This window comes from Kocuria sediminis (assembly GCF_009735315.1).
GTDB classification, from domain to species: domain Bacteria; phylum Actinomycetota; class Actinomycetes; order Actinomycetales; family Micrococcaceae; genus Kocuria; species Kocuria turfanensis.
This window is the reverse complement of the sequence record NZ_WOGU01000010.1, coordinates 39,876-56,149: the sequence shown is the minus strand read 5'-3', so window position 1 is coordinate 56,149 and position 16,274 is coordinate 39,876. Positions and strand designations below refer to the sequence as shown.

Sequence of the window (16,274 nt, the reverse complement as noted above, 5' to 3'; positions counted from 1 at the left end):
CGTTGCGGGTGGGTCTGCACTGACCAGCCTAGTCCGCGGCCGCTGCGGCCGGGCCGCGGACCGCGGCCCGGACCGCGGGCCACGGTTGCAGGACGGCCTCGAGCGGCCCGGTGACGGCCGCCGCGCCGGAGGCCCGGCACGGCGGGGCGCCCGCTCAGGGAGCGACGACCTCCTCGTCCTGCGGCGGGAGCTTCTCCGCCCGCCGGGGCGCGTGGATGAGCTTCTTGTTGGCGAACTCCTCGATGCCGAACCGGCCGAGCTCCCGGCCCACGCCGGAACGCTTGATGCCGCCGAAGGGCAGGTCCGGGGCGGTGCCCGTGACCTCGTTGACGAAGACCATGCCGGACTCGATCCGGGAGGCGACCTCCCGGGCCGCGTCGACGTCCGCGGCGAACACCGACCCGCCCAGGCCGAAGGGCGAGGAGTTGGCCAGCTCGACGGCCTCGTCCGCGTCCCGGACCCGGTGCACCACGGCGACCGGCCCGAAGATCTCCTCCTCGTAGGCGCGCATCTGCGGGGTGACGTCCGTCAGGACCGTGGCCTCCATCCAGGCCCCCGGGCGGTCGACCGGCGTGCCGCCGGCGCGGACGGTGGCGCCCTTCTCCACGGCGTCCTGCAGCTGCGCGGCCACGCCGTCGCGGGCCGCGACCGAGGACAGGGGGCCCAGCAGGGTCTTCCGGTCGGTCGGGTCCCCCGGCTCCACCGCGTCCATGGCCTGCGCGAACGCGTCGACGAACCGGTCGTAGGCCTCCTCCACCACGATGAAGCGCTTGGCGGCTGTGCACGCCTGCCCGGTGTTGCCGAGCCGGCCCAGCACGGCGTGCTTGACGGTGTTCTCGAGGTTGTCGGCGTCGAGCACGATGAACGGGTCGGAGCCGCCCAGCTCGAGCACGACCTTCTTGAGGTGGCGGCCGGCGAGCTCGGCGACGGCCGACCCGGCGCGCTCGGAGCCCGTGAGGGAGACGCCCTGGACGGTCCGGGCGGGGATGACGATCTCGGCGATCTGCTCGTTCGTGGCGAAGACGTTGCGGTAGACGTCCTCCGGGAACCCGGCCTCGCGGAAGAGCTGCTCCTGGACCAGGGCGGCCTGCGGGACGCTGGGCGCGTGCTTGAGGACGACGGTGTTGCCGAGCATCAGGTTCGGGGCCGCCAGCCGGGCGACCTGGTAGTACGGGTAGTTCCACGGCATGATGCCGAGGATCGAGCCGGTGGGCTCCAGCACCACCTCGGCGTCCCCGCCCGTGGAGGGCTCGAGCTTCTCCCCGGCCATGAACCGCTCGGCGTTCTCGGCGTAGAAGTCGTAGATGCTCGCCACGAGGAGCACCTCGCCCACCGCCTGACGGGCCGGCTTGCCCATCTCCTCGGTGAGCAGGGCGGCGAGCTCGCGCTTGCGCTCGCGGTAGAGCTCCGCCAGCGCGCGCATGCGCGCGGCGCGCTCCGGCACCGGCGTGCCGCGCCAGCTGCCGAAGGCCCGGTGCGAGCGCTCGACGACGTCCCGGACCTCGGCGTCGGTGGCGGTCGGGAACTCCTGGACGGTCTCCCCGGTGGCGGGATTCACTGTTGCGTAGGTCATGTCCCCGACCCTAGACGCGGGCTCCGCCCGACCGCAGGGGGCGCGTGTCCGTGTTCGCCGCGGGCATGCACCGGCGCCGGCCTTTCAGGCGACTCACAGAAACGAAACAATGGCTGTGTACCCTGTCCCCCGGCCGCCGGACCCCCGCGCGGCCCCTCCCCACCGGACACCCCACCCCGGCGTCCTCGACACGAAGGAAACACGGCCATGAGCACCAACGAACCCCGGGGCGCGACACCGCTCGCCCCGGACCGCGAGGACCACGGCTTCAAGAGGGTCCTCGGGCGCCTCGACGCGATCGGCCTCGGCTTCGGCGCGATGATCGGCTTCGGCTGGGTCATCCTCACCGGCGACTGGCTGGTGGAGGCCGGCACCATGGGCGCCGTGCTCGCCCTCGTGACCGGCGGGCTGATCATGGCCGTGGTCGGCCTCGTCTACGGCGAGCTCGTGGCGGCCATGCCGTACGCGGGCGGGGAGCACAACTACCTGCTGCGCGGCATGGGGGCCCGGTGGGCCTTCATCGGCTCGTGGGCCATCACCGGCGGCTACATCACCATCGTGGCCTTCGAGGCCGTGGCCGTGCCCCGCACGGTGCAGTACATCTTCCCCGGCCTGAGCCAGATCCCGCTGTGGACCGTCGCCGGCTTCGAGGTGAACCTCACCTGGGCCCTGGTGGGGGCGCTGACCGCCGTCCTGATCACCGCGATCAACGTCCGCGGCGTCAAGCACGCGTCCACGGTGCAGATCTTCGTGATCCTGTTCCTGCTGATCGTGGGTCTGATGATGATCTTCGGGGCGTTCACCCGCGGCTCGGTGGCCACCATGGAGCCGTTCTTCACCAGCGGCACCGCCGGCTTCTTCCTCGTGCTCGTCACCGTCCCGTTCCTCTTCGTCGGCTTCGACGTCATCCCGCAGGTCTCCGAGGAGATGCACCTGCCGGCCAAGCAGCTGGGCGGGACCATCATCACCTCCGTCCTGCTCGCCGCGGCGTGGTACGTCATGGTCGTGATCACCACGTCCTCGGCGATGTCCGCCGCGGACATCGCCGGCGCGGACATCGCCGTCGCCGACGCCATGGGTGCCATGTTCAGCAGCACCACCGTGGCCAACCTGCTCATCGCCGGCGGCCTCGCGGGCATCCTCACCTCCTGGAACTCCCTGCTCATGGGCGCGTCCCGCCTGCTCTGGGCGCTCGGCAACTCCCGGATGGTGCCGCAGTGGTTCGGACGGCTGCACCCCAAGTACGGCACCCCCGCCAACGCCCTGCTGTTCGTGGGCGCCATCTCGTTCGTGGCGCCCTTCTTCGGCGCGGAGATGCTGGGCTGGCTGGTGGACTCCGGCTCCCCGTCGATCGTGATCGCCTACGCCCTGGTCTCGGTGGTCTTCGTGATCCTGCGCCGGCGCGAGCCGGACATGGACCGTCCCTTCAGGATCGGCGGCCGCAACCACGGCGGCACGGCCATCGGTGTGCTCTCGGTCGTCCTGTGCGTGGGCCTGATCAGCCTGTACCTGCCCGGGATGCCCGCGTTCCTGAGCGCGCCCGCCTGGACGATCTTCGGGCTGTGGTGGCTGCTGGGGCTGGTCTTCCTGCTCCGCATCCCCACCGGGATCCGACCCGGCGTCGACGCCGAGCACCGCCTCGTCGCCGAGGTCGACCGCCGGCGCCGGAACGCCGGGGCCTGATCCCGCCCGACCGGCGCAGTGCCCCGGGCGGCTCGCCCGACCCGCCCGGGGTGCTGTGCACCGTGCCCGCCTAGGCACGGAAAGTTCAGCACTCCGCCCTCCGGGCGGAGCGCTAGTCTGAGCTCGTCGACGGGCCACGGGGCCTCCCCGGCAGCACCCGGCGACCGGCCCGGCACCCGGTGCGGCGTTCCTGCGGGACGCCGAGCCCGTGACGGCCGTCCCGGGACTCGTACCATGGACGAGCGGGCCCAGTGCTGTCGCCCGCCCGTCCGACCACCCCGTTGACGCACCGAGCAGGCACCGGCCCCGGTGCCCGGGGCGTGCGTCGAGCAAGAGAGGCTGATACATGAGCATCACGGACCAGGCCGCCACGGCCGCTGACCTCCAGGACCGCGTGACCGCGCTGCTGGCCAAGACCCCCACCGGGCTGCTGATCGGCGGCCAGTGGCGGGCCGCCTCCGACGGGGGCACCTTCGAGGTGGAGAACCCGGCCACCGGGCAGGTCATCGCCACGATGGCCTCGGCCACCCGCGAGGACGCCCAGGCCGCGATGGACGCCGCCGCGGCCGCCCAGGAGTCCTGGGCCCGCACCCCCGCCCGGGAGCGCTCGGAGATCCTGCGCCGGGCCTTCGACCTCGTCCAGGAGCGCGCGGAGGACCTGGCGCTGCTGATGACCCTGGAGATGGGCAAGCCCGTCGCCGAGGCGATGGGCGAGGTGAAGTACGGGGGTGAGTTCCTGCGCTGGTTCTCCGAGGAGGCCGTGCGCGACTACGGCCGCTACGTGGAGTCCCCGGAGGGGAACCTGCGGATGCTGGTGACCCGCAAGCCGGTGGGCCCGTGCCTGCTGATCACCCCGTGGAACTTCCCGCTGGCGATGGCCACCCGCAAGGTCGCCCCGGCCGTGGCCGCCGGGTGCACCATGGTGCTCAAGCCGGCGCGGCTGACCCCGCTGACCTCCCAGTACTTCGCCCAGCTCATGATCGAGGCCGGGATCCCGGCCGGGGTGCTCAACGTGGTCTCCTCCGCCTCCGCCGCGGACGTGTCCGAGCCGATCATGGCCGACCCGCGGCTGCGGAAGGTCTCCTTCACCGGCTCCACCCCGGTGGGCAAGCAGCTGATGAAGGCCGCCACCGACAACGTGCTGCGCACCTCCATGGAGCTCGGCGGCAACGGCCCGCTGATCGTCTTCGAGGACGCCGACATCGACAAGGCCGTCACCGGGGCGATGGCCGCGAAGATGCGCAACATGGGTGAGGCCTGCACCGCGGCCAACCGGCTGCTCGTGCACGAGGACGTGGCCGAGGAGTTCATCGCCAAGCTGGCCGAGAAGATGGCCGCCCTGAAGGTCGGGCCCGGCACCGAGGACGGCGTGAGCGTGGGCCCGCTGGTGGAGGCCAAGGCGCGGGACTCCGTGGAGGCCTTCGTCGCCGACGCCGTCGAGCGCGGGGCGAAGGTCGTGGTGGGCGGGTCGCGGGTGGACGGGCCGGGCTACTTCTTCCAGCCCACCCTGCTGCGCGACGTGCCCACCGATGCGCGGGCGGTGACCGAGGAGATCTTCGGCCCCGTCGCCCCGGTGGTCACCTTCGCGACCGAGGACGAGGCGGTGGCCCTGGCGAACGCCACCGAGTACGGGCTGGCCTCCTACGTGTTCACCGAGAACATCTCCCGCGGCCTGCGCATCGGCGACCGCATCGAGTTCGGCCTGATGGGCCTCAACGTCGGGGTGATCTCCAACGCGGCCGCCCCCTTCGGCGGCGTCAAGCAGTCCGGCCTGGGCCGGGAGGGCGGGGCCGAGGGCATCGCCGAGTACACCTCCACCCAGTACATCGGCGTGGAGAACCCCTGGACCAACGTCCCCAACCCCGGCACCGGCACCCCTGCCTGATCCCCGTCCCCGGACGGTCCGCCCCACCCCCGGTGCGGTCGTCGCGCTCCCGCGGCGGCCGCACCCCGTTCCCGAAAGGACGTCTCCCATGACCGAGACCCTGCCCGACATCCAGTACCGGCTGGAGCAGGTCCGCCGCATCGAGGGCACACTGCCCGGCCCCCGCTCCCGGGAGCTGTCCGCCCGCCGGCAGGAGGCCGTGGCCTCCGGCGTGGCCTCCAGCGTGCCCGCCTACGCGGCGGACGTGGACGGCGGGATCGTGCTCGACGTCGACGGCAACCAGCTCGTCGACCTCGGCTCCGGCATCGCCGTGACCACCGTGGGCGCCTCCGCGCCCGCCGTGGTCGCCCGGGTCAAGGAGGCCGTGGAGCACTTCACGCACACCTGCTTCATGGTCACCCCCTACGAGGGCTACGTGGCCGTCGCGGAGAAGCTCGCCGAGCTCACCCCCGGCGACTTCCCCAAGAAAGCCGCGCTGTTCAACTCCGGCTCCGAGGCCGTCGAGAACGCCGTGAAGATCGCCCGGGTGCACACCGGCCGCCAGGCGGTCGTCGTCTTCGACCACGCCTACCACGGCCGCACCAACATGACCCTCGCGATGACCGCCAAGGTCATGCCCTACAAGCAGGGCTTCGGGCCGTTCGCCGGCGAGGTCTACCGCGTGCCGGTCTCCTACCCCTTCCGCGACCCGGAGGGCATGACGGGCGCCGAGGCCGCCCGCCGCGCCCTGCTCCAGGTGGAGAAGCAGGTGGGCGCGGGCAACGTGGCCGCCGTCGTGATCGAGCCCATCCAGGGTGAGGGCGGCTTCATCGTGCCCGCCGAGGGGTTCCTGCCGGCGCTGTCCCAGTGGTGCACCGACAACGGCGCCGTGTTCGTCGTCGACGAGGTCCAGGCCGGCGTGGCCCGCACGGGCGCGTGGTTCGCCGTGGACCACGAGGGCGTGGTGCCCGACCTGATCACCGTGGCCAAGGGCGTGGCCGGCGGCATGCCGCTGTCCGGCGTCGTCGGCCGCGCCGAGATCATGGACTCCGTGCACGCCGGCGGCCTCGGCGGCACCTACGGCGGCAACCCCGTGGCCTGCGCCGCCGCCCTCGGGGCGCTGGAGACCATCGAGGAGTGGGACCTCATCGCCCGTGCCCGCCGGGTCGAGGAGATCATCCGCGAGGAGCTGACCCCGGTGGCCGAGGAGACCGGCATCGTCGGGGAGATCCGCGGCCGCGGCGGCATGATGGCCCTCGAGTTCGTGCTGCCCGGCGGCAAGGAGCCGGATGCGGACGCCGCCAAGGCCATTGCCGCGGAGTGCCTGGCGCAGGGCGTCATCATCCTGACCTGCGGCACCTTCGGCAACATCGTGCGCCTGCTGCCCCCGCTCGTCATCGGCGAGGACCTGCTGCGCGACGGCCTGCGCGTGTTCGCCGAGGCCATCCGCCACGCGGCGCAGTAGTTCCCGCCGCACACCGCCACGAGGGGCCGTTGCCCGCCGGAGACGCCGTCGCGCTCCGGGGGGCGACGGCCCCTCGTGCTCGTCGCCGGACGCCACCGGGTGCGGTCAGCCGGAGCAGCGCTCCTGCAGGGCCCGGGCCTCCCGGGCGACGCTGAGCATGGACCGTTCGCCCTGCCGGTAGTCGTCGACGGCCTCGCGGATCGAGGTGATCTGCCCGGAGAGCTCGGGCGGGGCGGTGGCGGCGAGGTCCTCGACCTCGGCGAGCAGCGCGGCCGGGTCCTCCTGCAGCCGCTCCGGGGCGGTGCGCGCCGCCTCCAGCACCCGGGCGCACGTCTCCTCCACGGTGCTGACCGAGGCCCCGTCCGAGACGCCGCCGGAGGCCCCGTCCGAAGCGCTGCCGGAGGCCGACGACGACGGGGCGCCGGCCCCGTCCTCGCGGTCGAAGAGGGAGCAGCCGGTCAGGGCCAGGAGCAGGGCGGCCGCCGCCGCGGCGCGGGCCGCGGCGGAACGGGACGGGCGGGAGGTCGGCACGGGGGGCCTCCTGTGCGGATCGGGGACCGCGGGTCGCGGTCCGGGCGCCCTCACCCTACTAGCCTGGGCACCACGCCCCACAGTGTGTCCCGGACCGCCGTCCCCGGACCGCCGTGGCCGAGACAGGAGCCGCCGTGACCGGGATCGGGGACCTCACCGCCGTGCAGCTGCGGGACGCGCTCGCGCGCGGCGAGCTGGGCGCGACGGAGACCACGGCGTTCTTCCTCGCCCGGATCGAGGAGCGCAATCCGCAGCTGGGCGCGTTCGTGCACGTGGCGCACGGACCGGCGCTCGCGCGGGCCCGCGCTCTCGACGCCCTGCCCCCCGGTGCGCCCCGCGGGCCGCTGCACGGGGTGCCGCTCGCGGTGAAGGACCTGCACGACGTCGCCGGCATGCCCACCGGCTACGGCTCCGCGGCCGTGGCGGACCCCGGCACCGGGGCGTCGGCCGCCGCCGAGGACGACGACCTCGTGGCCGTGCTCGCGGCCTCCGGCGCCGTGTGCCTGGGCAAGACCCAGGTTCCCGAGTTCGGCCTCAACTGCTATTCCGAGAACCTCGTGGCCCCGCCCGCGCGCAACCCGCACGACCCCAGCACCGGCGCCGGCGGATCCTCCGGCGGCCAGGCCGCGGCCGTGGCGGCCGGGATGCTGCCCCTGGCCCCGGGCTCCGACGGCGGGGGCTCCGTGCGCATCCCGGCGGCGGCGTGCGGGCTGGTGGGCCTGAAGCCCAACCGCGGGCGGGTGCCCACCGCCGACGCGCAGTCGGACGCCGCGCAGCTCGTGGTCAACGGCCCCATCGCCCGCACCGCCGAGGACGCGGCCCTGCTGCTGGACGTGCTCTGCGCCCCGGCCCGCGGCCCGGCCCACGGCAACGTGGTGCACCGGGCGGTGGCCGCCGCGCCGCAGCCCTCCTTCCTCGAGAGCGTGCGGGCCGCCCGCCGGGGGGACCTGCCCTGGGGCGGGCGGCCGCTGCGGATCGGGGTGAGCACCGCGTCGCCGTTCGACACCGTCTACGACATCGTGGTCTCCCCCGAGGCGCGGGCCGCCCTCGACGCGGGGACCGCCCGGCTGCGGGCGGCCGGGCACGAGGTCGGCGAGGCCTCGATCGGCTACGACCCCGAGTACCCGGGGGCCTTCTTCGACGTCTGGACCACCTCGATGGGCACCGCGCCCCTCGACGACGAGCAGGCGCAGCGGCTGACCGGCCTGGCGGCGGCGTTCCGCGCCCGCGCCCTGCGCCGCTCGGCCGTCGAGCTCGCGCGGGCGGTGGGCACGCTGCGCCGGATCGAGCAGGACGTGATCCGGGCGTACGGGGCCTGGGACATGGTGCTCACGCCGGCGCTGGCCATGACGCCACGGCCCCTGGGCTGGTACTGGGCAGGGCACGACCAGGAGGACCCCGCCGGCGCGGACCAGGACTACATGCGCCAGTGCCAGTACACGCCGTGGACCTCGATCGTGAACGTGGCGGGCCTGCCCGCGGTGACCGTCCCGACGCTGTGGACCGGCCCGCCCGGTGCGGTCGTGCCCATGGGGGTCCAGCTCATCGGCCGCCCGAGCGCGGAGGCGCACCTGCTCGCCGTCGCCGCGCAGCTGGAGGACGCCCCGGCGCACCGGGCCCCGCACCGCGAGGCGCACAGCGAGGCGCCCGCCCGCCGACCGGGAACGGTCGGCGGGCGGGCGCCCGGCACCGCCGTGGGCTAGGAGTGGCCCAGGGCCACGTCGCCCGCTCCGGGGTCGTCGCCCGGCTCGGTGGCCGCCTCGGGGTCCTCCTCCGGCTCGAAGCCGGTCCGGTCCTCGTCGGTGGTCAGCCCGATGCCCTGCTCGTTGTCCGGGACGGTGCCCTCCGGGCCCTTGCCCGAGTTCTCGCTCGTCTCGTCGGGTGCTTCGCTCATGCTGCCGGCCTCCTCGCTGGGTCGTGCGCTCGCTGGTGCCCTCATCCTCACCCACCGGTCCCGATTCCTCCAGCCCCGCGCCCGCGCCTCGCGCAGAGCGGAATCGCCGCAACCTGGCGACCCGATCGCGTGCCCGCCTCGGCGTGCCGATGGCCCGGCGGTAGGTTGGGCGGCATGACAAATCGAGCGGGCACCGTCGCCCAACCCAGTGACCTCGTCGACCTCGGCAAGCTCCTCGACGCCTACACGGACGTCGTGCCCGACCCCTCCGACCCGGACCAGCGGGTGGCCTTCGGCACCTCCGGGCACCGGGGGTCGTCCCTGCGCGGGTCGTTCAACGAGCAGCACATCGCCGCGATCACGCAGGCCATCGTGGAGTACCGCGCCGGCCAGCGGATCACCGGGCCCCTGTTCATGGGCAAGGACACCCACGCGCTCTCCGGGCCCGCCCAGGACACCGCGCTCGAGGTGCTGGCCGCCAACGACGTGACCGTCCTGCTGGACTCCCGCGACGGATACGTGCCCACCCCGGCGCTGTCCCACGCGATCCTCACCCACAACGCCGGCCGGGCCGAGGGCATGGCCGACGGCATCGTCATCACCCCGTCGCACAACCCGCCCTCCGACGGCGGCTTCAAGTACAACCCGCCCAACGGCGGCCCCGCGGACACCGACGCCACCGAGTGGATCGCCCAGCGCGCCAACCAGTTCCTGGAGAACGGCATGGCGGGGGTCCGCAGGGTCCCCCTGGCGCAGGCCCGCGCGGCGGGGACCACCGGCGGCTACGACTTCCTCGAGGAGTACGTGCGGACGCTGCCGGAGGTCATCGACCTCGACGTGATCCGAGCGTCCGGGCTGCACATCGGCGCCGATCCCATGGGCTCCGCCTCCGTGGCCTACTGGGGCGAGATCGCCCAGCGCTTCGGGCTGAACATGACGGTGGTCAACCCGTCGGTGGACCCGCAGTGGGCGTTCATGACCCTGGACTGGGACGAGAAGATCCGGATGGACTGCTCCTCCCCCTCGGCCATGGCCTCCCTCATCGGCAACCGGGACAGGTACGACATCGCGACCGGCAACGACGCCGACACGGACCGCCACGGCATCGTGACCCCGGACGCGGGCCTGATGAACCCGAACCACTACCTCGCCGTGGCGATCGACTACCTCTTCCGGCACCGCACCGGGTGGTCCCCGGAGGCCGGGGTCGGCAAGACCCTGGTGTCCTCCTCGATCATCGACCGCGTCGCGGCCTCCCTGGGCCGCGACCTCGTGGAGGTGCCGGTGGGCTTCAAGTGGTTCGTGCCCGGCCTGATGGACGGCTCGATCGGCTTCGGCGGCGAGGAGTCCGCCGGCGCCTCCTTCCTGCGCACGGACGGCTCCGTGTGGTCCACCGACAAGGACGGGATCATCCTCGCGCTGCTGGCCTCGGAGATCACGGCCCGGACCGGGAAGACCCCGTCCCAGCGCTACGCCGAGCTCACGGCGGACTTCGGCGCGCCCGTCTACCAGCGCATCGACGCGCCCGCGACCCGCGCGCAGAAGGCCGCGCTGAAGCAGCTCTCCCCCGCCCAGGTGGAGGCCGACACCCTGGCCGGGGAGCAGATCACCGCCAAGCTCACCAACGCCCCCGGCAACGGCGCGGCGATCGGGGGGCTGAAGGTCACCACCAAGAACGCCTGGTTCGCGGCCCGCCCGTCCGGCACCGAGGACGTCTACAAGATCTACGCGGAGTCCTTCCTCGGCGAGGAGCACCTGGCGCAGGTGCAGCAGGAGGCGAAGGCCCTGGTGGACGCCGTCATCTCCTGAGCCGGCCCCAGCCGGCTCAGGGCCGCGGCCGGACCCAGACCGCCTCGGCGGCCAGGAGGCCCACCTCGACGACGGCCCCGTCCACCGTCACGGCCACGGCCCGGGACAGGTGCTCGCCCAGCACGAGCTCCGTCCCGGGCCGGATCCCGGCCTCGCCGAGCCGGCGCAGCTGGTGGGGGTCGGCGTCGGAGACCCGCGCCACCACCGCGGTCGTGCCCGGCGGGACGTCGGCCAGCAGCACGGCCGTGGCCGGCGGCACAGTGCCGTCCCGCCCCGGGATGGGGTCCCCGTGCGGGTCCCGCTCCGGGTGGCCCAGGAGGGCGTCCACCCGGGCGATGAACTTCTCGCTCACCGCGTGCTCGAGCACCTCGGCCTCCTCGTGCACCTCGTCCCACGCGTAGCCGAGCCGGGTGGCGAGGAAGGCCTCCAGGATCCGGTGGCGCCGGACCATCTGCACCGCGACCTCCCGGCCCCGGTCGGTCAGCACGATCCCCGCGTGCTCGGTGCGGCCCAGCAGGTTCTGCGCGGTGAGCTTCTTGACGGCCTCCGAGACGGTCGACGGCGACAGGCCCAGCCGCTGGGCCAGGCCGGTGGTGGTCACCGGGTCGGCCGACCACTCCTGGGCCAGCCAGACGGTCTTCAGGCAGTCCTGGACGGACCGGTTCAGCTCCTCCGCGCGCATCCCACCAGGGTAGCGATCCGCGGAGCCAGCACACCCGGCGACCGGGAGACCGGCGAGGCGGCGCATTTTCCACGCGGGAGGTCCCCATGTCACGCGGATCCCCCCGAGATCCTCCGTGTTGCGCACTGTGACGCCGTTCCGGACGCGCCGGGAGCCGGAGCCTAGCCTGGAACCCGTGCCCGAGCGGCCCTTCGCCGCGGCCCCGTTCCCCGGAAGGAACCCCATGTCTCTCCACCTGCTCGAGATCGTGCCCGCCTCCGCGTCCAAGGACGCCGTGACCCAGCTCATCGCCACGGTCTCCGAGGCCGTCCCCGCGGCGGGCGCCGAGGTCATCGAGTCCCAGGTCACGGCCGATCACGGACGCGTGTTCGTGATCGTCGAGACCGGGAGCACCGCCGAGAACACCGCCGAGGGCCTCGCCGGGACGGTGCGCTCCGCCGCCGGGAGCGCCGCCGCTGAGGTCACCGGTCCCGACGCCGTGCGCCTCGTGGGCGCCGAGCTCGAGGACATCAAGCGGCTCCGGGGCGACGCCCAGTACCTGGTGGAGTGGGACATCCCCGCCGAGATCACCATGGAGCAGTACCTGGCGCGCAAGAAGGCGAACTCCCCGAAGTACGCCGAGGTGCCCGAGGTCTCCTTCCTGCGCACGTACGTGCGCGAGGACACCGCCAAGTGCCTGTGCTTCTACAACGCCCCCGACGAGGCGTCCGTGGAGCGGGCCCGCCAGGCCGTGGGCACCCCGTTCGACCGGCTGTTCAAGCTCAACGTCTGAGCCCGGGCGGACCGCAGCACTCGGCGGCGGCCCCACGGGCCGAGGCCGCCGTGCGTCCCGCCCCCGGGCCCGCCCGTCGTGCGGACCGGTCCCGCCCGCACTCCCCGGCAGAACGGAAGACCATGACCCAGTCCACCCGATCCCCGTCCACGGCCGGCGCACCGGTCCCCGGGAGCCGGCCCCTGCTCGCACCGCTGGTCGACTACCCGGACCACGACGTGGTCCGCCGCACGGCCGCGGCGCGGGCACGCGACGTCGACACGGCCGCCGTGTCCCCGTGGGAGACCCTGCGTGAGCTGGGGGCCCGGGGGCTGCTGGACCTCGGCCTGACCGGCTCGCTGGCCCCGCAGGCCGCCGTCGTGTTCGACCTGGCCACAGAGTGCACCGCCACGGCCTTCTCCCTGTGGGCGCACCGGTCGACCGTCGAGTACCTCGCCGCCACCGGCACGCAGATCCCCCCTGACGTGCGCTCCGGGGCCGTGCCCGGGTGCTCGGCGATGGCGCCGGCGTTCAAGGACGCCGCCGGCATCGGCGGGATCCCCGTGACCCTCGGCGAGGGCCCTTCGGGACCCGTCCTCGACGGCACCGTGCCGTGGGCCTCCAACCTGCACCCCGAGGGCGTCGTGGTGCTGCCCGCCGTGCGGGAGGACGGCTCGCGGGCGGTGCTCCGGACCCGGGTCTCGGCGCCCGGCGTGACGGTGCGGCCGCTCGAGAACCTGATGGCGCTCAACGCCACGGCCTCGGGCGTGCTGGTGCTCGAGTCCGTGCCCGTCGACCTCGCCGAGGACCTGCTGAGCGAGGACGTCCCGGCCTTCCTCGCCGCCGTGCGCGGCCCGTTCCTGCTGCTGCAGACCGCCTTCTGCCTCGGCCTCTCGGCCGCCGCCCTGACCGCCGCGCACGAGGCCCTCCAGGGCGTCGCCGAGGTCTTCCGGGCAGAGCTGGAGGAGGCGACCACCGAGTACCGGCGCCTGCGCGCCGACCTGCTGCGCCTGGCGGACACGCCCCGCGAGACCGGCCCCCGGGAGCTGTTCTCCCTCCGCCTGGACGCCGCGCTGCTCACGGGCCGGGCCACCCGGATCGAGGGCAAGCTGGTGGGCGGGCGCGGCTACGCCATGTCCTCCCCCACGGCGCGCCGGGCCCGCGAGGCCGCGTTCCTGCCCGTGCAGTCCCCCACGGAAGGTCACCTGCGGTGGGTGCTGCAGAACCTGGCCTGAGCCGCGCCGCCCCCGCCGCGCGGCCCGCGCTCACCGTCCGCGGGCTGCGCAAGAGCTACCCGGGGGCCTCCGCGCCCGCCCTCGACGGGGTGGACCTGACCCTGCGCAGCGGCGAGACCCTCGCGGTGCTGGGCCCCAGCGGCTCCGGGAAGTCGACCCTGCTGCGGGCCATCGCCGGGCTCGAGCCCCTGGACGGGGGCAGCGTCGAGTTCGGCGACGCCGACGAGCGCTTCGCCGTCGTCTTCCAGGACCCCGGGCTGTTCCCCTGGCTGTCGGTGCGCCAGAACATCGCCCTCGGCGGCCGGTACCGGCGCAACCGCGACCGCTTCGAGGACTCCCGCGTGGACGACCTGCTCGGGATCCTCGGCCTGGCCGCGCTCGCGCACACTCCCGTCCAGGAGCTCTCCGGCGGGCAGGCCCAGCGCGTGTCCGTGGGCCGTGCGCTCGCGGTGCGCCCCGACGTGCTCCTGCTCGACGAGCCCTTCAGCGCGCTGGACCCCGCGACCCGCAAGGACCTGCAGCTGTGGCTGCGCGGGCTCGCGGCCGAGCTCGAGCTGACGGTCTTCCTCGTCACCCACGACGTCGACGAGGCCATCACCCTCGGCGACCGGATCGGCTTCTTCGCCGGTCCGCGCGGCTTCCGGCAGCAGTGGGTGCCGGCGCAGGACGGCACCACGGCCGAGCAGATCCTCGCCCACTACCGCGGGGCCGGCGACGGCTCCGGGAACTGGGTCATATGAGCCCCGGTGGACCGAGCCGGCGGACCCTGCTGCAGGCCGGCGCCGGGGCCGCGGCCCTCACCGGGCTCGGCTGGGGCGCCGGGAGCCTCTACGCGGGCGGCCGGCAGGACACCCGGGGCGCGGCCGGTCCGGCACGGCCCGTGCGGATCGGGTACCTCCCCATCACGGACGCCTCCCCCCTGCTGGTCGCCCACGCCAACGGCTACTACGACGACGCCGCCGTCCCGGTCGCGGACCCGGTGCTCTTCCGCAGCTGGGCGTCCCTGTCCGAGGCGTTCGTGGCGGGCAAGGTGGACGCGATCCACATGCTCATGCCCATGGCCCTGTACATGCGCTACGGGCTGCGCGCCGACGTCCGCATCACGGCCTGGAACCACATCAACGGCTCCGCGCTCACGGTCCGCCCGGACGTGCAGCGGCTCGAGGACCTGTCCGGGGAGTCCGTGGCGATCCCGGCGTGGTGGTCCGTGCACAACGTGATCGTGCAGCGGATGCTGCGCGGTGCCGGTCTCACCCCGGTGATGCGGGAGGCTCCGTCCCGGCGGCGCCGCACCGTCGCCCTGCTGCCCATGGCCCCCTCCGACATGCTCCCGGCGCTGAACAACGGGGTGATCGGGGGCTACGTGGTCGCCGACCCGTTCAACGCGGCCGCGGAGGCGAAGGACGTCGGGACCATCCACCGGTTCCTCGGCGACGTGTGGCACGACCACGCGTGCTGCGTGACGCTGCTGCGCGGGGAGCTCATCCGCAACCGCCCCGCGCACGCCCAGGGGTTCATGGACGCCCTCGTCCGGGCGCAGGCCTGGGCCCGGCAGAACCGTCCCGAGACCGCGGCGCTGCTCTCCGCCGACTACCTGCCCCAGCCCCGGCCCGTGATCCAGCAGGCCCTGACCTACCACGCCGCCGAGCACCAGGGCGCCCTGCACCACCCCGCGTGGCACGGCGAGCGCCTGGACTTCCGCCCGTACCCGTACCCGAGCTTCACCGAGGAGCTGGTGCGGGCCATGCAGGAGACCGTGGTCGACGCGCCGGCCGGGTTCCTCGACGGCCTCGACCCGGCCGCCGCCCACCGCGAGCTCGTCGACGACACGCTCGTGACCCGCAGCATCGAGAAGGCCGGCGGGCTGGGCGTCTTCGGCCTGACCGGCACGACCCGCACCGAGGAGATCGCCCCATGAGCGCCCCGCACCGGACCCCGCAGGACGCCTCGGGGCCCCCCACCGACCTCGACGACGTCGCCCGCACCGGCCGGGGCCGTCCCGCTCCCGCGGGGACGACCCGGCGCACCGGCGCCCGCTGGACCGGCCCGGTGTGGGGGGTCTTCGGGGTGCTGGTCACGGTCGCCGTGTGGTGGGCGTTCACGCACGCCGCGGCCGGCGCCAGCACGATGATCGCCGCGTTCCAGCCCGAGCGCATGCCCGGGGCCGTGGCCTCGCTGGCCGAGCGCGGCGTGGTGCTCCAGGACGGTCTGACCAGCCTGTGGCGGCTGCTGTGCGGGCTGGCCGTCGCGACGGGGCTCGGCGTGCCGCTGGGCCTGCTCATCGGGTCCTACCGCCGCTTCCGGTGGACCAGCGCCCCGGTGGTGCAGTTCCTGCGCATGGTCTCCCCGCTGTCCTGGGCGCCGGTGGCCGTGGCCCTGCTGGGGGTGGGCGACGCGCCCGTCATCTTCCTCGTGGCCGCCGCCGCCGTCTGGCCGATCACCATGAACACGGCCGCGGGCGTGAAGGCGCTGGATCCGCTGCACCTGCGCGTCGCCGAGACGCTCGGGGCCACCCCGGTCGAGCGGCTGCGCACCGTGGTGCTCCCCAGCATCCGGCCCTTCGTCATGACCGGGGTGCGGCTCGCCCTGGGAATCTCCTGGGTGGTCATCGTCCCGGCCGAGATGCTTGGGGTCAGCAGCGGGCTGGGCTACGAGATCCTCAACGCCCGGGACCGGCTGGCCTACGACGAGATGCTCGTGGTGATCCTCGTCATCGGCCTGCTGGGCATGGTCCTGGACGGGCTCGCCCAGTGGCTGCTGCGCGAGCCGGCTCCGCGCCGCTGAGGC

The 16,274-nt window shown here is 74.2% G+C and carries 14 protein-coding genes; 10 read left to right on the top strand and 4 right to left on the bottom strand.

Translation table 11 applies throughout. The features are described from left to right. Nucleotides 1-154: 154 nt before the first annotated feature. Complete coding sequence (locus GMA12_RS12610) at nucleotides 155-1,573, bottom strand: NAD-dependent succinate-semialdehyde dehydrogenase (RefSeq protein ID WP_156269856.1); 1,419 nt, start codon at nucleotides 1,571-1,573, stop codon at nucleotides 155-157. A 207-nt stretch (nucleotides 1,574-1,780) separates the two neighbouring features. On the opposite strand from GMA12_RS12610, the gene GMA12_RS12605 reads away from it, so the two are divergent. From GMA12_RS12605 to gabT, 3 genes are all read left to right on the top strand, one after another. Next, on the top strand, nucleotides 1,781-3,256 hold the full coding sequence (locus GMA12_RS12605) for an APC family permease (protein ID WP_156269855.1): 1,476 nt from the start codon (nucleotides 1,781-1,783) through the stop codon (nucleotides 3,254-3,256). Nucleotides 3,257-3,602: 346 nt separating this feature from the next. Further along, nucleotides 3,603-5,141 carry an NAD-dependent succinate-semialdehyde dehydrogenase gene (locus GMA12_RS12600; RefSeq protein ID WP_156269854.1) on the top strand — a complete coding sequence of 513 codons (1,539 nt, stop codon included), beginning with the start codon at nucleotides 3,603-3,605 and terminating at the stop codon, nucleotides 5,139-5,141. Nucleotides 5,142-5,229: 88 nt separating this feature from the next. After that, complete coding sequence (gabT, locus tag GMA12_RS12595) at nucleotides 5,230-6,585, top strand: 4-aminobutyrate--2-oxoglutarate transaminase (RefSeq protein ID WP_170301052.1); 1,356 nt, start codon at nucleotides 5,230-5,232, stop codon at nucleotides 6,583-6,585. Nucleotides 6,586-6,690: 105 nt separating this feature from the next. On the opposite strand, the gene GMA12_RS12590 is transcribed toward gabT, so the two are convergent. Further along, entirely contained in the window at nucleotides 6,691-7,116 is a 426-nt protein-coding gene (locus GMA12_RS12590) for a hypothetical protein (RefSeq protein WP_156269853.1), read from the bottom strand. Nucleotides 7,117-7,229: 113 nt separating this feature from the next. Here GMA12_RS12590 and GMA12_RS12585 point away from each other — a divergent pair, with 113 nt between their 5' ends. Then, a complete protein-coding gene (locus GMA12_RS12585; protein WP_370831501.1) occupies nucleotides 7,230-8,819 on the top strand; it encodes an amidase in 1,590 nt (529 codons plus the stop codon). On the opposite strand, the gene GMA12_RS12580 is transcribed toward GMA12_RS12585, so the two are convergent. After that, a complete protein-coding gene (locus tag GMA12_RS12580) occupies nucleotides 8,816-9,010 on the bottom strand; it encodes a hypothetical protein (RefSeq protein WP_156269852.1) in 195 nt (64 codons plus the stop codon). The genes GMA12_RS12585 and GMA12_RS12580 overlap by 4 nt on opposite strands. A gap of 174 nt (nucleotides 9,011-9,184) precedes the next feature. Here GMA12_RS12580 and pgm point away from each other — a divergent pair, with 174 nt between their 5' ends. Further along, the gene (gene pgm, locus GMA12_RS12575; RefSeq protein WP_156269851.1) at nucleotides 9,185-10,819 is read left to right on the top strand and encodes a phosphoglucomutase (alpha-D-glucose-1,6-bisphosphate-dependent); all 1,635 of its coding nucleotides are present in this window, start codon (nucleotides 9,185-9,187) and stop codon (nucleotides 10,817-10,819) included. A gap of 16 nt (nucleotides 10,820-10,835) precedes the next feature. On the opposite strand, the gene GMA12_RS12570 is transcribed toward pgm, so the two are convergent. Then, nucleotides 10,836-11,501: a metal-dependent transcriptional regulator gene (locus GMA12_RS12570; protein ID WP_156269850.1), complete on the bottom strand. Its 666-nt coding sequence runs from the start codon at nucleotides 11,499-11,501 to the stop codon at nucleotides 10,836-10,838. A 223-nt stretch (nucleotides 11,502-11,724) separates the two neighbouring features. Here GMA12_RS12570 and GMA12_RS12565 point away from each other — a divergent pair, with 223 nt between their 5' ends. The 5 genes from GMA12_RS12565 to GMA12_RS12545 all read left to right on the top strand — a co-directional run bounded on the left by GMA12_RS12565 (nucleotide 11,725) and on the right by GMA12_RS12545 (nucleotide 16,271). Beyond that, complete coding sequence (locus GMA12_RS12565; RefSeq protein WP_156269849.1) at nucleotides 11,725-12,273, top strand: DUF4242 domain-containing protein; 549 nt, start codon at nucleotides 11,725-11,727, stop codon at nucleotides 12,271-12,273. Nucleotides 12,274-12,395: 122 nt separating this feature from the next. Continuing rightward, nucleotides 12,396-13,487: an acyl-CoA dehydrogenase family protein gene (locus GMA12_RS12560; RefSeq protein ID WP_156269848.1), complete on the top strand. Its 1,092-nt coding sequence runs from the start codon at nucleotides 12,396-12,398 to the stop codon at nucleotides 13,485-13,487. Then, on the top strand, nucleotides 13,463-14,227 hold the full coding sequence (locus tag GMA12_RS12555) for an ABC transporter ATP-binding protein (protein ID WP_370831496.1): 765 nt from the start codon (nucleotides 13,463-13,465) through the stop codon (nucleotides 14,225-14,227). Before GMA12_RS12560 ends, GMA12_RS12555 begins: the two co-directional genes overlap by 25 nt. After that, nucleotides 14,224-15,405, top strand: coding sequence for an ABC transporter substrate-binding protein (locus GMA12_RS12550; protein ID WP_156269847.1), 1,182 nt, complete (start codon nucleotides 14,224-14,226; stop codon nucleotides 15,403-15,405). The genes GMA12_RS12555 and GMA12_RS12550 overlap by 4 nt, the downstream gene beginning before the upstream one ends. After that, nucleotides 15,402-16,271, top strand: a complete 870-nt coding sequence (locus GMA12_RS12545; RefSeq protein WP_240898819.1) for an ABC transporter permease — start codon at nucleotides 15,402-15,404, stop codon at nucleotides 16,269-16,271. The genes GMA12_RS12550 and GMA12_RS12545 overlap by 4 nt, the downstream gene beginning before the upstream one ends. The last annotated feature ends 3 nt before the right edge of the window (nucleotides 16,272-16,274 follow it).

Bases quoted from the DNA above. Each gene is read 5' to 3' on its own strand.
- GMA12_RS12550 (WP_156269847.1), top strand. From the start codon at position 14,224: ATGAGCCCCGGTGGACCGAGCCGGCGGACCCTGCTGCAGGCCGGCGCC.
- pgm (WP_156269851.1), top strand. From the start codon at position 9,185: ATGACAAATCGAGCGGGCACCGTCGCCCAACCCAGTGACCTCGTCGAC.
- GMA12_RS12580 (WP_156269852.1), bottom strand. From the start codon at position 9,010: ATGAGCGAAGCACCCGACGAGACGAGCGAGAACTCGGGCAAGGGCCCG.
- gabT (WP_170301052.1), top strand. From the start codon at position 5,230: ATGACCGAGACCCTGCCCGACATCCAGTACCGGCTGGAGCAGGTCCGC.
- GMA12_RS12570 (WP_156269850.1), bottom strand. From the start codon at position 11,501: ATGCGCGCGGAGGAGCTGAACCGGTCCGTCCAGGACTGCCTGAAGACC.
- GMA12_RS12600 (WP_156269854.1), top strand. From the start codon at position 3,603: ATGAGCATCACGGACCAGGCCGCCACGGCCGCTGACCTCCAGGACCGC.
- GMA12_RS12560 (WP_156269848.1), top strand. From the start codon at position 12,396: ATGACCCAGTCCACCCGATCCCCGTCCACGGCCGGCGCACCGGTCCCC.
- GMA12_RS12610 (WP_156269856.1), bottom strand. From the start codon at position 1,573: ATGACCTACGCAACAGTGAATCCCGCCACCGGGGAGACCGTCCAGGAG.
- GMA12_RS12565 (WP_156269849.1), top strand. From the start codon at position 11,725: ATGTCTCTCCACCTGCTCGAGATCGTGCCCGCCTCCGCGTCCAAGGAC.
- GMA12_RS12605 (WP_156269855.1), top strand. From the start codon at position 1,781: ATGAGCACCAACGAACCCCGGGGCGCGACACCGCTCGCCCCGGACCGC.
- GMA12_RS12545 (WP_240898819.1), top strand. From the start codon at position 15,402: ATGAGCGCCCCGCACCGGACCCCGCAGGACGCCTCGGGGCCCCCCACC.